The 17,804-nt window shown below is 62.5% G+C and carries 15 protein-coding genes and 1 tRNA gene; 8 read left to right on the forward strand and 8 right to left on the reverse strand.

All coding sequences use genetic code 11. The annotated features are described in order from the left end of the window. Nucleotides 1-236 precede the first annotated feature (236 nt). The 3 genes from ACEOAC_RS14600 to ACEOAC_RS14610 all read left to right on the forward strand — a co-directional run bounded on the left by ACEOAC_RS14600 (nucleotide 237) and on the right by ACEOAC_RS14610 (nucleotide 3,049). Entirely contained in the window at nucleotides 237-1,490 is a 1,254-nt protein-coding gene (locus tag ACEOAC_RS14600) for an aspartate kinase (RefSeq protein ID WP_006462578.1), read from the forward strand. A gap of 151 nt (nucleotides 1,491-1,641) precedes the next feature. Next, nucleotides 1,642-1,735: transfer RNA gene (locus ACEOAC_RS14605), tRNA-Ser, on the forward strand. 198 nt (nucleotides 1,736-1,933) lie between these two features. Further along, nucleotides 1,934-3,049, forward strand: a complete 1,116-nt coding sequence (locus tag ACEOAC_RS14610; RefSeq protein WP_413443663.1) for a sterol desaturase family protein — start codon at nucleotides 1,934-1,936, stop codon at nucleotides 3,047-3,049. 9 nt (nucleotides 3,050-3,058) lie between these two features. On the opposite strand, the gene sodC is transcribed toward ACEOAC_RS14610, so the two are convergent. From sodC to rph, 6 genes are all read right to left on the reverse strand, one after another. Beyond that, complete coding sequence (sodC, locus tag ACEOAC_RS14615; RefSeq protein ID WP_413443664.1) at nucleotides 3,059-3,586, reverse strand: superoxide dismutase [Cu-Zn] SodC; 528 nt, start codon at nucleotides 3,584-3,586, stop codon at nucleotides 3,059-3,061. A gap of 201 nt (nucleotides 3,587-3,787) precedes the next feature. Beyond that, nucleotides 3,788-5,875, reverse strand: coding sequence for a putative bifunctional diguanylate cyclase/phosphodiesterase (locus ACEOAC_RS14620; protein WP_413443665.1), 2,088 nt, complete (start codon nucleotides 5,873-5,875; stop codon nucleotides 3,788-3,790). A 5-nt stretch (nucleotides 5,876-5,880) separates the two neighbouring features. After that, a complete protein-coding gene (locus tag ACEOAC_RS14625; protein WP_039874801.1) occupies nucleotides 5,881-7,080 on the reverse strand; it encodes an EAL and HDOD domain-containing protein in 1,200 nt (399 codons plus the stop codon). Between the two features lie 140 nt (nucleotides 7,081-7,220). Further along, nucleotides 7,221-8,465, reverse strand: a complete 1,245-nt coding sequence (gene hemW, locus ACEOAC_RS14630; RefSeq protein WP_413628428.1) for a radical SAM family heme chaperone HemW — start codon at nucleotides 8,463-8,465, stop codon at nucleotides 7,221-7,223. Next, the gene (rdgB, locus tag ACEOAC_RS14635) at nucleotides 8,462-9,052 is read right to left on the reverse strand and encodes an RdgB/HAM1 family non-canonical purine NTP pyrophosphatase (protein WP_006462586.1); all 591 of its coding nucleotides are present in this window, start codon (nucleotides 9,050-9,052) and stop codon (nucleotides 8,462-8,464) included. The genes hemW and rdgB overlap by 4 nt, the downstream gene beginning before the upstream one ends. A 155-nt stretch (nucleotides 9,053-9,207) precedes the next feature. Next, nucleotides 9,208-9,936: a ribonuclease PH gene (rph, locus tag ACEOAC_RS14640; protein WP_006462587.1), complete on the reverse strand. Its 729-nt coding sequence runs from the start codon at nucleotides 9,934-9,936 to the stop codon at nucleotides 9,208-9,210. Between the two features lie 355 nt (nucleotides 9,937-10,291). Between rph and ACEOAC_RS14645 the strand changes: the two genes are divergently transcribed. The 4 genes from ACEOAC_RS14645 (at nucleotide 10,292) to ACEOAC_RS14660 (ending at nucleotide 14,490) form a co-directional block, all read left to right on the forward strand. Then, complete coding sequence (locus tag ACEOAC_RS14645) at nucleotides 10,292-11,206, forward strand: YicC/YloC family endoribonuclease (protein ID WP_241813059.1); 915 nt, start codon at nucleotides 10,292-10,294, stop codon at nucleotides 11,204-11,206. An 82-nt stretch (nucleotides 11,207-11,288) separates the two neighbouring features. Next, nucleotides 11,289-11,927: a guanylate kinase gene (gene gmk / locus ACEOAC_RS14650; RefSeq protein ID WP_006462589.1), complete on the forward strand. Its 639-nt coding sequence runs from the start codon at nucleotides 11,289-11,291 to the stop codon at nucleotides 11,925-11,927. A gap of 59 nt (nucleotides 11,928-11,986) precedes the next feature. Beyond that, entirely contained in the window at nucleotides 11,987-12,190 is a 204-nt protein-coding gene (rpoZ, locus tag ACEOAC_RS14655; RefSeq protein WP_006462590.1) for a DNA-directed RNA polymerase subunit omega, read from the forward strand. A gap of 35 nt (nucleotides 12,191-12,225) precedes the next feature. Then, nucleotides 12,226-14,490: a RelA/SpoT family protein gene (locus ACEOAC_RS14660; RefSeq protein ID WP_006462591.1), complete on the forward strand. Its 2,265-nt coding sequence runs from the start codon at nucleotides 12,226-12,228 to the stop codon at nucleotides 14,488-14,490. A 91-nt stretch (nucleotides 14,491-14,581) separates the two neighbouring features. On the opposite strand, the gene ACEOAC_RS14665 is transcribed toward ACEOAC_RS14660, so the two are convergent. Further along, entirely contained in the window at nucleotides 14,582-15,553 is a 972-nt protein-coding gene (locus ACEOAC_RS14665) for a LysR family transcriptional regulator (protein ID WP_077237092.1), read from the reverse strand. Between the two features lie 170 nt (nucleotides 15,554-15,723). Between ACEOAC_RS14665 and ACEOAC_RS14670 the strand changes: the two genes are divergently transcribed. Beyond that, nucleotides 15,724-16,332, forward strand: a complete 609-nt coding sequence (locus ACEOAC_RS14670; RefSeq protein ID WP_413628429.1) for an FMN-dependent NADH-azoreductase — start codon at nucleotides 15,724-15,726, stop codon at nucleotides 16,330-16,332. A gap of 90 nt (nucleotides 16,333-16,422) precedes the next feature. Here the strand turns inward: ACEOAC_RS14670 and ACEOAC_RS14675 are convergent, their stop codons facing one another. Beyond that, a complete protein-coding gene (locus ACEOAC_RS14675) occupies nucleotides 16,423-17,763 on the reverse strand; it encodes a DUF3422 family protein (RefSeq protein WP_413444729.1) in 1,341 nt (446 codons plus the stop codon). Between the last annotated feature and the right edge of the window lie 41 nt (nucleotides 17,764-17,804).

Below are 17,804 nucleotides of genomic sequence, written 5' to 3' on the forward strand. Positions count from 1 at the left end.
CGGAGCACGCATTCCCATGCCGTGAGTCTGCAGATTCATGCATTCAGCGGCCCACCCATGCTCATTTCTGCTGCATAGCGACATGCCGCAATTGCCGTCCCGTCCCGGTGCAAACGCAAGCCACATCCAGCTTTCCCTTGAGATTTTGGCGCGCCGCATGTAAAGTCAAGGGTTTGTTCCTTCCGGCCTAGCTAAGGGTTTCTTGTCAAAGTCGGGCCACCTTTTTTTATCCCCCTATGGCTTTATACGTTCACAAATACGGCGGCACTTCGATGGGCTCGATCGAGCGCATCCAGAATGTCGCAAAGCGCGTTGCCAAATGGCACGACGCAGGCCATCAGATCGTCGTCGTGCCTTCGGCGATGTCTGGTGAAACCAACCGTCTGCTGGGCATGGCCAAGGAAATCATGGCCCAGCCCGACGGTCGCGAACTGGACATGCTGGCCTCCACCGGCGAGCAGGTATCGGTCGCCCTGCTGGCCATCGCCCTGCAGGCCCTGGGCAAGCAGGCCGTGTCCTATGCCGGCTGGCAAGTGCCGATCAAGACCGACTCGGCCTTCACCAAGGCCCGCATCCGTTCCATCGATGACGCCAAGGTCCGCAAGGACCTCAATGCCGGCAAGATCGTCATGATCACCGGCTTCCAGGGCGTGGACGCCGACGGCAACATCACCACCCTGGGTCGCGGCGGCTCGGACACCTCCGCAGTTGCCGTGGCTGCGGCCATCAAGGCGGCCGAATGCCTGATCTACACCGACGTCGACGGCGTCTATACCACCGACCCGCGCGTGGTCAGCGACGCCCGCCGCCTCAAGACCGTGACCTTCGAAGAGATGCTGGAAATGGCCTCCCTGGGCTCCAAGGTCCTGCAGATCCGTTCGGTGGAATTTGCCGGCAACTACAAGATGCCGACCCGCGTGCTGTCGTCTCTGACCGACCCGCTCACGCCGCTGGCCGAAGAAGCCGCCTCCGGCACCCTGATTTCGTTTGAGGAAGACAAGAACATGGAACAAGCAACCATCACCGGCATCGCCTTCAGCCGCGACGAAGCCAAGATCACCGTGCTGGGCGTACCGGATCGTCCGGGCATCGCTTACCAGATCCTGGGCCCGGTGGCCGATGCCAACATCGAAGTGGACATGATCATCCAGAACCAGTCGGTGGAAGGCAAGACCGACTTCACCTTCACCGTTCCGCGCGCGGAGTACGCCAAGGCTGTGGAAGTGTTGAACAGCAGCGTGAAGGCGCACATCGGCGCGGCCGCCATCAACGGCGACACCAAGGTCTCCAAGGTCTCGGTGGTCGGCGTGGGCATGCGCAGCCACGTGGGCATCGCCTCGCAGATGTTCCGCACCCTGTCCGAAGAAGGCGTCAACATCCAGATGATTTCCACCTCCGAAATCAAGATCTCGGTGCTGATCGACGAGAAGTACATGGAACTGGCCGTGCGCGCCCTGCACAAGGCTTTCGACCTGGACAGCGCCAAGTAATCTGCATCACCCGTACTATCCCAGCAGCGAAGACGGCACCGGTAAAAAACAGTGATTATTTGCAAGACGACTGTTGACCGGATGCAAATGAGAAGATATTATCTCGGTCTTCGCTGAGGAAACGCAGCAATGCGATAACAGCCTTCAGTGTGGAGACGTGGCCGAGTGGTCGAAGGCACTTCCCTGCTAAGGAAGCATACGGGCTTAAACCTGTATCGAGGGTTCGAATCCCTCCGTCTCCGCCAAGCATTACTAAGCCCCTGTTTTTACAGGGGCTTTTTTATTGCTTCCTCGACATTGGCACCCCTCCCCGGGGGCAGCTGCTAAGTTGTCGCAGCATGGACGGCTAACAGGAGAATCAGGCGCCCGGCATCTGCGCGGCTGGACGCGGTCGTCAGGGTATTGTCAGACAGTGTTTTGTGCACCGCGGCATAATATCCGCCATGGAAAAAATCATTGTCTACATCATTCCCGTCTTCCTCTTGTTGATCGTGGTGGAATTCACCTATGGCTACGTTCGCGGCCGCAATACCTACCGCCTGCCCGATGCCCTGGCGAGCATGTCGCAAGGAGTCATCAGCCAGTTGGTGGCGCTGCTCACCCAGTTGTTCCAGGTCGGGCTGTATTCGCTCACCTATCGTGCCGTGGCCGTCTTCCCGGCGGCGCGCTTCTGGCAAGGCGCGTTCGGCTGGATCGCGGCCATCTTGCTGTTCGATTTTTTCGATTACTGGTTGCACCGCTTCGGCCATGAGAACGCATTGGGCTGGGCGGCACACTCGGTGCATCATCAGAGCCAGGACTTCAATCTCTCCACTGCGCTCCGTCAGGAGAGCACCGTGGCGCTGCTTGGCTGGGTGTTCTACCTGCCCATGGCGATCCTCGGCGTGGAGCCCGAACAATTCGGCATCGCCGGACTGGTGGTGCTGACCTACCAATTCTGGATCCATACCGAGCACATCGGCAAACTGGGCTGGTTCGATCGCGTGTTTTCCTCGCCCTCCAATCACCGGGTACATCATGCGGTCAACGAGCAATACCTGGACAAGAACTACGGTGGCATGCTGGTGATCTGGGACCGCATGTTCGGCACCTTTGCCGAGGAAAAGGAGAAAGTCGTCTACGGCACCCGTACGCCCCTCAATAGCTGGGATCCGCTGTGGGCGGTCCTGTCCGGCTACTGGCAGCTATTGCACAGCGCAGCAACGATGCCGCGCTGGCAGGATAAGTTGAAGATCTGGTTCAAGGCGCCAGGCTGGCGCCCCGCCGGGATGGAACCTTACCCGCCCTTCGACCTTGAGGCCGCGCGTCGCCGTTACGACGTACAGCTGCCGCGCGTGAGGCAGTGGCTTTCAGGACTACAGTTCGTGGGTTTGTTGGCAGCAGCCTCGGCGTTGCTGTGGCAGGCAGACGAACAGCCCTACCTGCACCTTCTGGCGATCAGCACCGCCCTGCTGGCCGGATTCTGGGCGCTCGGTGCGTACATGCAGCGCCGCCTGGGCGGCGCGCTGGTACTCGCCATTGACGTGGCGGCAGCGGTGGCCGTCTACGCTTTGATCTGAGCGCTCTGCTTACTGGATGATGCCGCAGGCCAGGCGCACCCCGCCTCCACCCAGCGGCGCAGGATGGTCGGCATGGTTATCGCCGCCCACGTGGATCATCAGGGCATGGCCACGGACCTCGGCCAGTGTCTTGATGCGCGGCGCCAGCACCGGGTACTCGGCCTTGCCGGCGGCATTCACGTAGAGCGCCGGCAAATCGCCCAGGTGCCCCTCACCATACGGGCCCTCATGCTTGCCGGTCTTTTGCGGGTCCCAGTGCCCCCCTGCGCCCAGGGCCGGTTCCATCTTGCCGTCTTTCTCAAGCGGTGCGCAGGATGCATTCTGATGCACGTGAAAACCGTGCTGCCCGCCCGGCAGGCCGCTGATGGCCGGCGTGAACAGCAGACCGTAGGGAGTCTCGCTGATGGTCACCTCACCCACTGCGGCGGCCACGCCATTGGCATCGACCAGGTTCATCGGCACCTTGATCGCCGCCGGGGAGGCAGCCAGGGCGGTTCCACAGGCCATCATGGCCAATGCTGCGATGTGTCGTTTCATGCTTGTTTCCTTCCGCAAATGAAAAGGATGGAGGATAGGTCGTCCGCAAGCGCAGCGGTGGGAGTGACGGATTCTCGCCGCCAGAACTGGACGAAGTTCGAGATTTTTATCCCAGAAAACTTCGAAAATCAAAGCTGAATTGCTCTACCACACGCAGACAGGACTACACAACAAACCGGTGCCGCCTTCCTGACAGCGGACTCAGGCGTGCGGCGTGTTACCGGTTTCGCTGCCCTCACCTGTATCGGCACCACCCAACGCCACCTTGAGCTTACGCCCCTCCAGCAGCATCGCATGGAAATCCACGGCGGGAATCGGTCGCGAGAAGATATAGCCCTGCAACTCGTTGCAACCGGCTTCGCGCAGGAAGTTGAACTGCTTTTCGGTTTCCACCCCTTCGGCGATGACCTTGTGGCGCAACTGCTTGGCGATACCGATGATGGCACTGGCGATGGCGCAGTCATTGGTATCGTCCGGGATGCCCATAGTGAAGGAGCGGTCGATCTTGAGGGTATTGATGGGGAAACGCTTCAGGTAGGACAGGCTGGAATAGCCAGTCCCGAAATCGTCCAGGGAGATGGTGATACCCAGGCTGCAGATCTTTTCCATGATGGAAATGACGCGATCGGTGCTATGCATCAGCATGCTCTCGGTGATTTCCAGCTCCAGCCAGTCGCCGCTGAGCATGTGGCGGCTCAGTGCAGCGCGTACGCGGTCGGGCAGCGAACGGGTGAATTCGCGCGCCGTCACGTTCAGGGCGATGCGAATCGGCGCCATACCGGCTTCCTTCCAGGCCCGCGCCTGCCGGCACACGGCATCCAGCACCCAGTCGCTGAGCTGGACGATCAGACCGGTCTCTTCGGCGATGGGGATGAACTCGCCCGGCAGCAGCAGGCCGCGCTCCGGATGCTGCCAGCGCACCAGTGCTTCGGCCCCGGTGATGGCGAGGGTGTTCATGTCCACCTTGGGCTGGTAGTACAACAGCAGCTCGTTGTATTCGAAGGCGTGCAGCAGACCGGTCTCGATGCGCAACAGATCCAGCGTGTTGCGATTCATCTCTTCGCTGTAGTAGACGTAGCCGCCTTCATTGTTGTCCCCGCCCTGCTTGGCGCGGTACATGGCGATGTCGGCCAGGCGCAGCAGGGTCTCGGTGTCGCTGGCGTCTTCCGGATACATGCTCACGCCGATGCTGGCGCCCACGCGCAGCTCATGACCATCGATGAAGAAGGGATCGTCGAACACCGCCAGCAGCTTCTGGGCGACAAAACCGGGGTGGTAATCCTTGTCGATATCGAACAGGGCCACCGCAAACTCGTCGGCGCCCAGGCGCGCCACCACGTCCTGCTCGCGCAAGGCGCGGCGCAGACGGATGGCCACTTCCACCAGCAACATGTCCCCGGCCACGTGACCCAGGGTGTCGTTGATGGGCTTGAAGCGGTTCAGGTCGATGAACATGACGCAGCCATGCATGTTTTCATGCTTGGCTTCCATCAGCGCCTGGTCCACCGTGCGGGTGAGCAACGTGCGGTTGGGCAAACCGGTCAGGGCGTCGTAGTAGGCCAGGTGATGAATCAGCTTTTCAGCGTTCTTGCGTTCCGTGATGTCGCTCAGATAGCCGATCAGGCCGATCGGATGCCCGCTCTGGTCGCGCATCACCGACAAGGAAAGGCTGGCCCAGAATACCTCTCCGGACTTCTTGCGGCGCCGCACCTCCATCTCGCGACCACCCTGCTCCAGGAATACGTCGTGCAGCGAATCCTCTTCGTCCTCGTTCTCGTAGAGGAAGAGCACGTTGCGGCCGATGGCTTCCAGGGCGGTATAGCCGAACAATTGCTCAGCGCCACGGTTCCAGCTGGTGATGAAACCGGCCGGATCCATCGTGATCACCGATTCGTGCATCTGGTGCAGGATCTGCGCCTGCTCTTCCAGCTTGGCTTCGATCTGGTCCAGGGAGCGGGCGCGCTTTTCCGTCTCGGCGCGGCGTTGCATCAGGCGGCCAAGGAAGGCGCCGAGCATTGCCAGCCGGTTGCGCTCAAGCTCGGTATAGGGCCGCGTCAGGGAAGGAAAAACGAAATAGCCGAACTGCGCGTCTTCATACGCCACCGGCTGGCACAGGCCATTACCAGCGTCTCCCGGCATGCCGATCACGTAGCGTCCGCCGGGGCGCTTGAGGAAACCCGATGCGATTCCTCCCAGCGCGGCATGCAATGCCATGCCGTGCAGGTTTTGCATGGCGTCCAGCAATGCCGAACAGCATGCCAGATCGTCACTGCCCACGGAGGAGATCATCGTAATCACGCCTCGGTACTGACGCGTGTGGCCCAGCTGAAGGCCTGGATCAGACAGCGGCAATACACCTCAGCGTCCAGACCGGCGGCATCCAGGTCGACATGGCGCAAGGGGATGCGGCCATCTTCGGAGCGTTCCACCACGTCCAGCAACTTGCCCAGACGGCCGCTGCGATAGACCAGCGCATTGCAGATGTCCACCGGCAGCTTCAAGGGCTCGATGATGTCGTTGAGCGGCATACCCAGGAGGATATCCAGCAGCGAGAACATGCCGGTGATGAAAGCCCGGTCCAGTTCCTCGGGCGTGCACTCCACCCGCTGCGCCATCGCCTCCATCATGGCCGCACGGGCTGCCGCACGCGGCAGCAGCGGATTGGCCGATTCGTCGCCGGGGAAGCGCGCATACAGCAACAGCTGCAGCCAGCGCTGCAACTGCCGGCGCCCCAGCAGATTGATGGCCTGGGTGAAATTGGTGATATGGGCCGAGAAGCCGAAAGCGGCCGAACTCACCAGCTTGAAGAGCTGGTAGGACAGCGCCGGGTCCTGCTTGAGCAGGGATTCCAGCTCATTGGCATCGGCGTCGCGCGCCACCAGTTCCAGTAACTTCAGCAGGCGGGCGCGGGAAATCGAATTCTTTTGCGACAGGCGGCTGTCGGGATGCAAGGCATATTCGCCCGAGAACCAGCGGAAACCCTCCACCCGGCAACCATCGAACTGCAGGGCATCGGCCACGTTCTCGGCCAGGTGGGGTCCACGCAGGCGGTGCAGCCACTGGGTGGTTTCGGGCAGATTGCCGATGCTGGCATCCAGCGCCACCGATTCCACGAACGGGAATACGCTGGCACCTTGTGCCGGCAAACCGTCGGCGATGATGGCAAAGCCGCGGCTGTAGAGCCAGTCCAGCGCATCGATCTTGCCGGGGTCCACGCAATGCTCGACCGGTACGCGCAGGGCCAGTTGGCCCTGGGGAATCTCGTGCTTGAACTCCGGCGCAAAGATTGCCGGGTCGCGCACCGGGATGATGCAGGTCAGGCCACCCAGGGCGTCATGCAGGTCGAACTCGTTGAACAATCTCGACAGCAAGGCGCTGCCGTCTTCGACCGCCGGCGAAATATGCAGCGACAGCGCCGTCCAGACGTGATGAACGTCGGCGACGGGCTGCAAAAACACGAGTGGAAACGAAACGCTTTTATCCTGAACAGCCATATTTTTATCGTGGCGCGCTCCGTAGCCTGCCGAAACGCTCTTGGGTGTCGAAAAACTCTAAATAAGTTTCCCAGCAGAATACTTAATTAAAATTAAATTTTTTCTAAATATACCCGATAAAAGCATGCTTGCAACCAGCTTTATCCTGACAGGAAGATTTCCTGCAGGTCATTCAGAAAACGGCGCCCCAGATCGGTGGGCCGGATCACAGCGTGGTCGCGATACAACATTCCCTTTTGCTCGGCCAGGTCGAGTTGCTTGCCGATCTGGTTCAGGCTCATGCCGGTGCGTTCGGCGAACAGGTTGGGCGAAAAACCCTCGGTCAGGCGCAGGGCATTGAGCATGAACTCGAAGCCCAGCGCGTCGCGGCTGATTTCGGCCTCCTCCTGGATCGGCCGGCCGGCGCGGGTCTGATCCAGATAGGCCTGCGGATGCTTGTAGCGCATCTGGCGTACGATGCGATGCGGGAAGGACAGCTTGGAATGCGCGCCGGCGCCGATGCCCAGGTAATCGCCGAATTGCCAATAGTTAAGATTGTGCCGGGCGCGTCTGCCCGGTTGGGCATAGGCCGAGACCTCGTAATTGGCGTAGCCGTCAGCACTTGTCAGAGTTGCGATCATGTCCTGCATGTCCGCACTGGCATCCTCATCGGGTACTGCCGGCGGGAAACGCGCAAAGAGCGTGTTGGGCTCCAGCGTCAGGTGGTAGAGCGACAGATGCGGCGGCGCAAACGCGAGTGCCGTAGTGATGTCGGCCTGCGCCTCGGCCAGTGTCTGGCGCGGCAAGGCATACATCAGGTCGAGATTGAAATTGTCGAAATTGGCATGGGCGATCTCCACCGCCTTGCGCGCCTGGTCACCGTCATGGATACGCCCCAGCGCTTCCAGGTGCTGCGCATTGAAGCTCTGGATGCCGATAGAGAGCCGGTTGATGCCACTTTCCCGGTAAGAACGGAATTTGTCGGCTTCGAAGGTGCCGGGATTGGCCTCCATCGTGATCTCGATGTCGGCGTCGAAAGGCAGCAAGGTGCGCAGGTCCGACAACAGGCGGTCCAGACCGGCGGCTGACAGCAGGCTGGGTGTGCCGCCCCCGATGAAGATGGTATTGATCTTGCGGCCCCAGATCAGCGGCAGGGCCTGCTCCAGATCCAGGCGCAGCGCGTCCAGATAATCCTGCTCGGGGAAGCTGCCCTTGACCTCGTGCGAATTGAAGTCGCAATACGGGCACTTGCGCACGCACCAGGGAAAATGCACATACAGGGATAGCGGCGGCAAGGCCGTCAGTTGCAGGCTGCCGGGCTTGAGGAAAGCCAGCGCCGCCTGCGCCGGGCCGGCGCCGGCCTGGCCGGCGGGAATGTCAGCCGGAACCGGTTTGATGGGGATCATTTCAGCTTCTCGATCAATGCGCGCAGGGCCTGGCCGCGATGGGAGACGGCGTTCTTCTCGGCGTGGCTCAGCTCGGCTGCAGTCTTGCCCAGTTCAGGCAAGAGGAAATACGGATCGTAGCCAAAACCGCCCTCCCCGCGCGCCTGGGCGATGATTTCGCCCTTCCAGACGCCGTCGGCGATGACCGGTTGCGGATCGTCGGCATGGCGCACATAGACCAGCACGCAGTAGTAATAGGCCGACTTGTCGGCATGGGCCGCCAGGTCGGCGATGAGCTTGGCGTTGTTGTTGGCGTCGGACTTGGGTTCGCCGGCATAGCGCGCCGAATAGACGCCGGGCGCACCGCCCAGGGCATTGACGCAGACGCCGGAGTCGTCGGCCAGTGCCGGCAGCCCGGTCAGGCGCGCCGCATGGCGGGCCTTGGTCAGGGCGTTTTCGACGAAGGTGCCGAAAGGCTCTTCCGCTTCGGGGACGTCGAACTCGCCCTGTGGGCGCACGTCCAGGCCAATGTCGCCCAACAGGCTGGCGAATTCCTTCAGTTTCCCGGCGTTGTTCGACGCCATGACGATCTTTTGCTTGGTGTGCATGCTTGGTCCGAATGGGTGGCAGGAGTCGCGACAATGAAAAACGCCATGTCCTGGCTGCAACATGGCGTTTTCCCTGTGTCTGGTGTAGGCCGCATTGTAATGCGATTTGCCCCGGGCCGCCCGATGGTGCGACGGTGACCGGTGGACTGATCGCCTTACAGGCCCAGGGCCTGCTTCTGCAGACCGTTGAGGGTGGCAATGCCTTGCTGGGCCAGGTCCAACAGGCTGTTCAGGGTGGCCCGGTCGAAGGCCGCACCTTCAGCCGTGCCCTGCACCTCGACGAAGTGGCCGGCATCGGTCATGACCACGTTCATGTCGGTATCGCAGTCCGAATCCTCCAGGTAATCCAGGTCCAGCACCGGCACGCCGCGATAGACGCCGACCGAGATCGCTGCCACGAACTGCTTGACCGGAATGGTCTCGATCAGGCCACGCCCCTGCAGCACCGAGAACGCATCGTAGGCCGCCACCATGGCGCCGGTGATGGCCGCGGTACGGGTACCGCCATCGGCTTGCAGGACGTCGCAGTCCAGTTGCAGGGTACGCTCGCCGAAGGCCTCCAGATCGAAGGCGGCGCGCAGGGCGCGTCCGATCAGGCGCTGGATTTCCTGGGTGCGGCCGGACTGCTTGCCCTTGGCAGCCTCGCGGTCCATACGGGTGTGGGTGGAACGGGGCAGCATGCCGTATTCGGCGGTGAGCCAGCCCTGGCCCTTGCCCTTGAGGAAACCCGGCACCCTTTCTTCGATCGAGGCGGTGCACAGCACGCGGGTGTCACCGAACTCGATCAGCACCGATCCTTCGGCATGCTTGGTGTACTGGCGGGTCAGGCGAACCTCGCGCAACTGCGAAACGCTACGGCCGCTGGGGCGATGGGAAGCTGTCATGGTGATCCTTGTCTATGTTTGTAGGGTCTTGGCTAAGCAGGTAGCGGTGAAGGTTGAGGGAAATCGGCGGCGGCAACCGGGTACCGGGCCGGTCGATGACCGTCAAAACCGCTCATTTTGATGTTTTTGATAGCGCGGCGCCGCCAATCTTCATTAAAATGCGGGCTCCGACCGGGCGACATCCCGGGCAGACCGCACAGGCGCTGCCGGAACGTTCAAGTCCGGCATTGTAATGGATCAGCAAGACTGCCGTCGCGGCAGCAGCCGAGTTTGCCCCGTCACTGCCCGCACCGCCCGCAACCCGACCTGTCAGCGCGCCCTACCCGGCGCCGCGCCCGCTTATGGAGCCCCGACCTTGACCATCTACAGCATGACCGGCTACGCCGTCACCACCCGTGAAACCACCGCCGGCACGGTCACCCTGGAAATGAAGAGCGTGAATTCGCGCTTCCTGGACCTGCAATTCCGCATCAACGACGACCTGCGCGCGGTCGAACCCATGCTGCGCGAGGCCATCATGGGCCGCCTGGTGCGCGGCAAGGTGGAATGCCGCCTGTCCTTCGGCCGCAAGGTGGCCAGCGGCAACAGCCAGGCGCTCAACACCAATGTGGTGGCGCAACTGGCCAACCTGCAAGACCAGCTGCGTGCGCAATTCCCGGATGCAGCGCCGCTGTCGGTCAACGAACTGCTGCGCTGGCCGGGCGTCATGGAAGAAGCCGAGATCAGCCAGGAAACCCTGCAGGCCGACATCCTGGCGACCCTGCAGCAGACCCTGGACGCCTTCGTCGACAGCCGGGCCCGTGAAGGCGCGGCGCTGCAGGCGGTGATCCTGGCGCGGGTCGATGCGATGGAAGCCATTGTGGCCCGCATCACCCCGCTGGTGCCGCAACTGGTCGAGCAATTCCAGCAAAAGGCCACCGAACGCATGACCGAAGCCCTCGGCCTGGCCCTGCAGACGCAGAACGGCGCCGCACCGGTGGCCACCCGCGAGGAATCGCTGGAGCGCATCCGCCAGGAAGTGACGCTCTACGGCATCCGCATCGACATCGCCGAAGAACTGGCGCGCCTGTCGGCCCACCTGGGCGAGACCCGCCACATCCTGAAGAAGGGTGGGCAGGTCGGCAAGCGCCTGGATTTCATGATGCAGGAACTCAACCGCGAGGCCAACACCGTCGGCTCCAAGGCTGCCGTCAAGGAACTGGCCGACGCCTCCATGGAGCTCAAGCTGCTGATCGACCAGATGCGCGAGCAGGTGCAGAATCTGGAGTAAGCCCAGGCGCCAGCATTGCCCGACCTGTCGGGCAGAGATTCACGATATTCAAGATATTCACGACATTTTCAGCGAGGACCCCATGCCCGTCCAAAAACCCACTTCCGGCAGCCTCTTCATGGTGGTTGCGCCCTCCGGCGCCGGCAAATCGACCCTGGTCAACGCCCTGTTGAAGCAGGAGCCGGCCATCAAGCTGTCCATCTCCTACACCACCCGCGCCCCGCGCCCGGGCGAAGAACATGGCCGTGAATACTATTTCACGGATGCGGAGGATTTCCTGAAGCGCCAGGCCGAGGGCGAATTCCTCGAATGGGCCGAAGTCCACGGCAACTACTACGGCACCTCGCGCCTGATGATCGCCGACCAGATCGCCAACGGCACCGATGTGCTGCTGGAAATCGACTGGCAAGGCGCGCAGCAGGTCAAGAAGCAGTTTTCCAATGCCATCGGCATCTTCATCCTGCCACCGTCGATTGCGGCGCTGGAAGAGCGCCTGAAGAAGCGCGGACAGGACGAACCGCACGTCATCACCCGCCGCATCCTGGCCGCCGGCGGCGAAATCGCGCACTCCCCGGAGTTCGAATATGTTATTATCAATCAAGAGTTTGCCGTCGCTTTATCCGAGTTGACGGCCATTGTCCAGGCAGCCCGCTGCCGATTCCCGCAACAAGCCGCCCGCAACGCCTACCTGTTCACACAGCTGGGCATCCACGCGAGCTGAGCCTGTCAGGGCGCCGGACCGATCCATCCACACGCAAGACCGTCATTCAGGAGTTTTACATGGCCCGCATCACCATCGAAGATTGCCTCAAGCAGATCCCCAACCGTTTCCAGTTGACCCTGTCGGCCACCTACCGCGCCCGCCAGCTGCTGCAAGGCCACACCCCCAAGGTGGAAGCCAAGGACAAGCCGACCGTGACCGCCCTGCGTGAAATCGCAGCGGGCAAGGTCGGCGTGGAAATGCTGAAGAAGGTTCCGGCCTGATCCTGGTCCGTCCATGAAGCTGATAACGGACAAGTATGAGCCTCACCACTACCGACTCCACCTTATCAGCCGCTCCTAGCCCCAAACGTGCCACCGGTTCCGGTCGCACCGCACCTCCCAACGAAGTCGCCCCCGCCGCTGCCCACAGCGGCGTGGCGACTTTTGCGCATCTGATTCCCAAGCTCGAAGAGTACCTGACCCCTTCCGAACTGAAGAAGGTCAAGGAAGCCTATCGCTTCGCCGATGAGATGCACCTGGGCCAGATGCGCAAGTCGGGCGAGCCCTACATCTCGCACCCGCTGGCGGTGGCCGAGATCTGTGCCGAATGGAAACTGGACGCCCAGGCCATGATGGCAGCCTTCCTGCACGATGTGATGGAAGACCAGGGCGTCAAGAAGGAAGAGCTGATCGAACGCTTCGGCGCCTCCGTGGCCTCCCTGGTGGATGGCTTGTCCAAGCTGGACAAGATCGAATTCCAGAGCCAGGTCGAGGCGCAGGCCGAGAACTTCCGCAAGATGCTGCTGGCGATGGCCCGCGACGTGCGGGTGATCCTGGTCAAGCTGGCCGACCGCCTGCACAACATGCGCACGCTGGGTTCCATGCCGCCCGAGAAGAAGCGCCGCATCTCGCGCGAGACCATGGAAGTCTATGTGCCCATCGCGCACCGCCTGGGCCTGAACAACATCTACCGCGAGCTGCAGGAACTGTCCTTCTCGCACCTCTACCCGCTGCGCCACCGCACGCTCTCCAAGGCCGTCAAGGCTGCGCGCGGCAACCGCCGCGAAGTCGTCACCAAGATCATGGAATCGGTCACCTCGACCCTGATCGCCGCCGGCATCCCGGCCCAGGTCGACGGCCGGGAAAAGACCCTCTACGGCATCTACCGCAAGATGCGCAACAAGCACCTGACGTTCTCCCAGGTGCTGGACGTCTATGGCTTCCGGGTGGTGGTCGACAGCTTCGCCAACTGCTATGTGGCGTTGGGCACCCTGCACTCGCTGTTCAAGCCCATGCCGGGCAAGTTCAAGGATTACATCGCCATTCCCAAGCTGAATGGCTACCAGTCGCTGCATACCACCCTGATCGGCCCCTATGGCACGCCGGTCGAGTTCCAGATCCGCACCACCGAAATGCATCGGGTGGCCGAGTCCGGCGTGGCCGCGCACTGGTTGTACAAGGATGACGAAGGCAGCCTGACCGACCTGCAGCAGCGCACCCATGCCTGGCTGCAATCGCTGCTGGACATCCAGAAGCAGACCGGCGACTCGGCCGAGTTCCTGGAGCACGTCAAGGTCGACCTGTTCCCCGATTCGGTCTACGTCTTCACGCCCAAGTCCAAGATCATCGCCCTGCCCCGTGGCGCCACGGCGCTGGACTTTGCCTACAGCATCCACACCGATATCGGCGACCAGACTACCTCGGCCATCATCAATCACGAACCGGCGCCGCTGCGTTCCGAGCTGCACAACGGCGACATCGTCGAGATCATCACCTCGCCGACCTCGCGCCCCAGCCCTAACTGGCTGGGCTATGTACGCACCGGCAAGGCCCGCTCGGCGATCCGCCATCGCCTGCGCACGGCCAACAAGGTCGAGTCGCAAGCGGTCGGCCGCCGCCTGCTGGGTAATGCCCTGCACACCCTGGGTATTGACCCGGAGCTGCCATCCCACATCGTCGAGCGCCTGCTCAACGAATCCAGCGCCAAGACCATGGACGACCTGTATGCCGAGATCGGCATCGGCACCCGCATGGCGCCGCTGGTGGCACGCCACATCATGACCATGATGGATACCGGGGTGAGCGTGCCGCAGCTGGATCCGGAAGGCCACATGCTGCCCAACAAGCCGGACCCGGTGGTCATCACCGGCAGCGAAGGCGCATCAGCGCAGTTGTCCTCCTGTTGCATGCCGATCCCGGGCGACCGCCTGACCGGCTACCTGCGACCGGACCAGACCCTGATCGTGCATACCCAGGAATGCGAGACCGCCAAGCGCCTGCACGAGAAGGAACCGGAACGCTGGATCGAGCTGGTCTGGGGCCACGACCTGAACCGCCGCTTCGATTGCCGCATCACCATCCTGATCCACAACGAGCGCGGCACGCTGGCGCGCATCGCGGCCGAGATCGGCGAATCGGACGCCAATATCGTCTCGGTGGCCATGGATGATGAAGGTGGCAATGCCTCGATGAAATACCTGCGCTTCACCATCCAGGTCGAAGACCGGGTCCACCTGGCGCGCATCATGCGCGGCATCCGCAAGATCGACAGCGTCGCACGTATCCTGCGCGACCGGGGCTGATGCCGGTCATGCCATGAGATGACGCCATGAAGAACGCCCGCAATCGCGGGCGTTCTTCATTTGGGGCATCAGGGTGAACATCCAGGGCCAGTCAGGCGGCCGCCTTCTCCTGCGCCAGGCCGACCTGCACCTCTGCTTCCAGATGACGTTGGCAGGCCTGCGCCCCCTTGTCGGCGATGCCGCGTTCCAGCTTGTCGGCAAAGAACTCGATCAGGGCACTGACTGCACTGGGCAACTGGCGGCGGTGCACATAGACCGCATAGAAGCCCATGGTGTCGCGCTGGTAATCCGGCAAGATGTTCACCAGGGTGCCATTGCGCAGGTCTTCCGAGGCCAGCATGGTCGGCAGCAAGGCAATCCCCAGGCCGGCCCGCGCAGCCCGCAACTGGCCCTGTGCGGTATTGACGCACAGGCGCGGCACCACCCGCACACTCTCGGGACCATGTGGCCCCTCCAGCTTCCAGACCGTGTGCTGGGGCGCCTGCGAGGTCGCCAGACAGGCGTGGGCGACCAGGTCCGACAGGGCCTGCGGGGTACCCTGCCGCTCCAGATAACGTGGACTGGCAATGAGCGCCAGATGGCTTTGCACCAGTTTTCTGGCCACCAGGCTGGAATCAGGCAATACCCCGCCGCGGAAGGCCAGGTCGATGCCCTCGGCAATCAGGTCGGCGCGCCCATCGTTGAGCACGAACTCCAACTGCACCTTGGGATAGAGATGCATGAACTCATGCATCCACTCGATCGAAAAATTGTCGAAGAAATCCACCGGCGCCGCCACCCGCAGGCTACCCGTCGGCTCGCCCTGGCTCTCGGTCAGGCTGGCGCTGGCGTGTTCGATGTCTTCCAGGCCGGGCGCGCAGCGTTCGAAGAATTCCCGACCCGCCGCAGTCATGTTGAGCTGGCGCGTGGAGCGTTGCAGCAGCCGCACGCCCATGTTGGCCTCCAGAGTCTGCAGGCGCCGGCTGATGGTATTGGGTGGCATGGACAGCTTGCGGCCGGCGGCGGCAAAGCTGCCGGCACGCACCACATGCACGAACAGCCAGATGTCGTTCAGGTCTAGCATGGCGATGGCCTTCTTCCTCTATGTCCGTCTCGATCCCATTACTTCCAAAACTGGATCAGTGAAATGCGATTCTCGCATCTATTGGAAGAAATGAAAACTGGGTATTGTTCATCCCAATGCAAACGCTTCCTCTCGAGGCGATGCCAACCGAACAATGTAAAGGAATGACCATGAGCACCCTGCTGCATATCGACTCCAGCGCCCGTACCGGCGGTTCCATCTCGCGCCAGCTGACCGCCTCCTTCGCCCAGCAATGGCAGGCCAAGAATCCCGGCGGCAAGGGCGTTGATCGCGACCTGGCCGCCAACACCCTGCCGCACCTGAGCGAATCCATGATGGGTGCCTATTTCACCCCGGCCGATGCCCGCAGCGCCGAGCAAGCCGACGTGATCAAGCAATCCGACGCCCTGGTCGATGAGCTGCTGGCCGCCGACACCATCGTCATCGGCGTGCCGATGTACAACTTCGCGCCGCCCTCGACCCTGAAGGCCTGGATCGACCACGTCTTCCGCGCCGGCCGCACCTTCAAGTACGGCGAAACCGGCCCGGTCGGCCTGGTCACCGGCAAGAAGGCCGTCATCATCCTGTCCCGTGGCGGCAAGTATTCCGAAGGCCCGATGGAAGCACTGGACTTCCAGGGCAAGTACCTCAAGAGCGCCCTGGGCTTCATCGGCATCACCGATGTCGAACTGGTGATCGCCGAAGGCGTCTCCATGGGTGAAGAGGCCGCCAAGCAAGCCGTTGCCGGCGCCGAAGCGAAGATCAACGCCACCGTCTGATCGCGCCAGCGGGCTTGCCCCGCTCTCGCGCTGCCCATGTAAACGGGGCGCACCGCCAACAGCGGTGCGCCCCGTTTGCCTTTATACAGCTCAGTGGCTGCCCAACCCCTTGTGCATGCGCCGCAAGCCCAGCCAGACGCAGGCCGCCACCACCGGCACCACCAGGCCGGTGGCCAGATCCGGATTGATGGGCAGGCCCGCCGCCTTGGCCGCCTTGCTGGCATACCCCAGCAGACCGATCACGTAATACGAGATGGCCGCCACCGACAGGCCTTCCACCGCCTGCTGCAGCTTCAGTTGCTGGGCGGCGCGGGCATTCATGGATTCCAGGATCTGGCGGTTCTGACGCTCCTGCACGATGCCGATCCGGGTGCGCAACAGGTCGTTGGTATGGGCGATACGTTCGGCCAGGGCTTCCTGGCGACGGGCGATGGCCTGGCAGGTATCCATGGCTGGCGCCAGCCGGCGCTCCATGAATTCACCGATGGTTGGCACGCCTTCGATGCGCTGCTCGCGCAATTCCTCGATACGCGCCTGCACCAGCCGGAAATAGGCCTGCGAGGCCGAGAAGCGGTAACTGTTCTCCAGCGAGAGCTTTTCGATGCGTGCCGCCAGACCGGTGATCTTGCGCAGCACGCGCTCATCTTCGGCCTGTTCCTCCGGCGTGCCGGCGGTGGACTGCTCGGATTGCACCATGGCGGCGGTCAGCGCCGCCAGGTCGCCCTCGATCTGGTTGAGCAGCGGGCCGGATTGCTGGGCGTGCGGCAAGCCCAGCAAGGCCATCATGCGATAGGTCTCGATTTCCAGGATGCGCTGGGCCAGGCGCCCGCCTTGCAGCTCGCGCAGGCCAATGTCGCGCACCACGAAACGCGAAAATCCATCCGACTGGATCTGGAAATCGGTCCAGATTTCCCCGCCCTGCAAGACCTTGCTGGAACTCATCAGCTTGCCCTCGAAGATGCGCTGCATCTGGCGTGCGGTCGCAGCCGGGTCATCGTCGCCGGGCTCCACCACCACATGCGCAGCCACCATCAGCTTGCCCTTGAGCGAGAGCTGCCACTGCTGGGGGATGTGCGCCAGCGGCGCGCGGGCAAAGGCCTGGTCGGTGGAGAGCGGCTCCTCATGGGCCTGGGCGAAGGTATAGGTGGCGAACTCGGTGTGGCACTCCCACTTCAGCCGGAAGCGGCCGAAGTCGTGATAGAAGTGCTTGGCCTCGCCACCCGGAGCGACCACGCCGAAATGGGCGCACAGGTCGTCCAGCAGCGCATGCTGGGCACTGGCATGGCGACCGCCATTGCCTTCTTCGCGCACATAGACGGCCAGGTGGGTGAGCGTTTCCGAACGTGTCAGCTGCAGGAAGGGGCGCGAATGCACCTCGGCAGCCAGGACGACGCGCTGCGGGTGGTTCAGGCTGGCAAAAACGATGGACATGGGACTTTCTCGTGGATGATTGCAATGCTGTGCGCCGGTCG

The sequence above is a fragment of the Herbaspirillum frisingense genome (assembly GCF_047325095.1).
Lineage (GTDB): Bacteria > Pseudomonadota > Gammaproteobacteria > Burkholderiales > Burkholderiaceae_D > Herbaspirillum > Herbaspirillum frisingense.

Bases quoted from the DNA above. Each gene is read 5' to 3' on its own strand.
- ACEOAC_RS14600 (WP_006462578.1), top strand. From the start codon at position 237: ATGGCTTTATACGTTCACAAATACGGCGGCACTTCGATGGGCTCGATC.
- ACEOAC_RS14610 (WP_413443663.1), top strand. From the start codon at position 1,934: ATGGAAAAAATCATTGTCTACATCATTCCCGTCTTCCTCTTGTTGATC.
- sodC (WP_413443664.1), bottom strand. From the start codon at position 3,586: ATGAAACGACACATCGCAGCATTGGCCATGATGGCCTGTGGAACCGCC.
- ACEOAC_RS14620 (WP_413443665.1), bottom strand. From the start codon at position 5,875: ATGATCTCCTCCGTGGGCAGTGACGATCTGGCATGCTGTTCGGCATTG.
- ACEOAC_RS14625 (WP_039874801.1), bottom strand. From the start codon at position 7,080: ATGGCTGTTCAGGATAAAAGCGTTTCGTTTCCACTCGTGTTTTTGCAG.
- hemW (WP_413628428.1), bottom strand. From the start codon at position 8,465: ATGATCCCCATCAAACCGGTTCCGGCTGACATTCCCGCCGGCCAGGCC.
- rdgB (WP_006462586.1), bottom strand. From the start codon at position 9,052: ATGCACACCAAGCAAAAGATCGTCATGGCGTCGAACAACGCCGGGAAA.
- rph (WP_006462587.1), bottom strand. From the start codon at position 9,936: ATGACAGCTTCCCATCGCCCCAGCGGCCGTAGCGTTTCGCAGTTGCGC.
- gmk (WP_006462589.1), top strand. From the start codon at position 11,289: ATGCCCGTCCAAAAACCCACTTCCGGCAGCCTCTTCATGGTGGTTGCG.
- rpoZ (WP_006462590.1), top strand. From the start codon at position 11,987: ATGGCCCGCATCACCATCGAAGATTGCCTCAAGCAGATCCCCAACCGT.
- ACEOAC_RS14660 (WP_006462591.1), top strand. From the start codon at position 12,226: ATGAGCCTCACCACTACCGACTCCACCTTATCAGCCGCTCCTAGCCCC.
- ACEOAC_RS14665 (WP_077237092.1), bottom strand. From the start codon at position 15,553: ATGCTAGACCTGAACGACATCTGGCTGTTCGTGCATGTGGTGCGTGCC.
- ACEOAC_RS14670 (WP_413628429.1), top strand. From the start codon at position 15,724: ATGAGCACCCTGCTGCATATCGACTCCAGCGCCCGTACCGGCGGTTCC.
- ACEOAC_RS14675 (WP_413444729.1), bottom strand. From the start codon at position 17,763: ATGTCCATCGTTTTTGCCAGCCTGAACCACCCGCAGCGCGTCGTCCTG.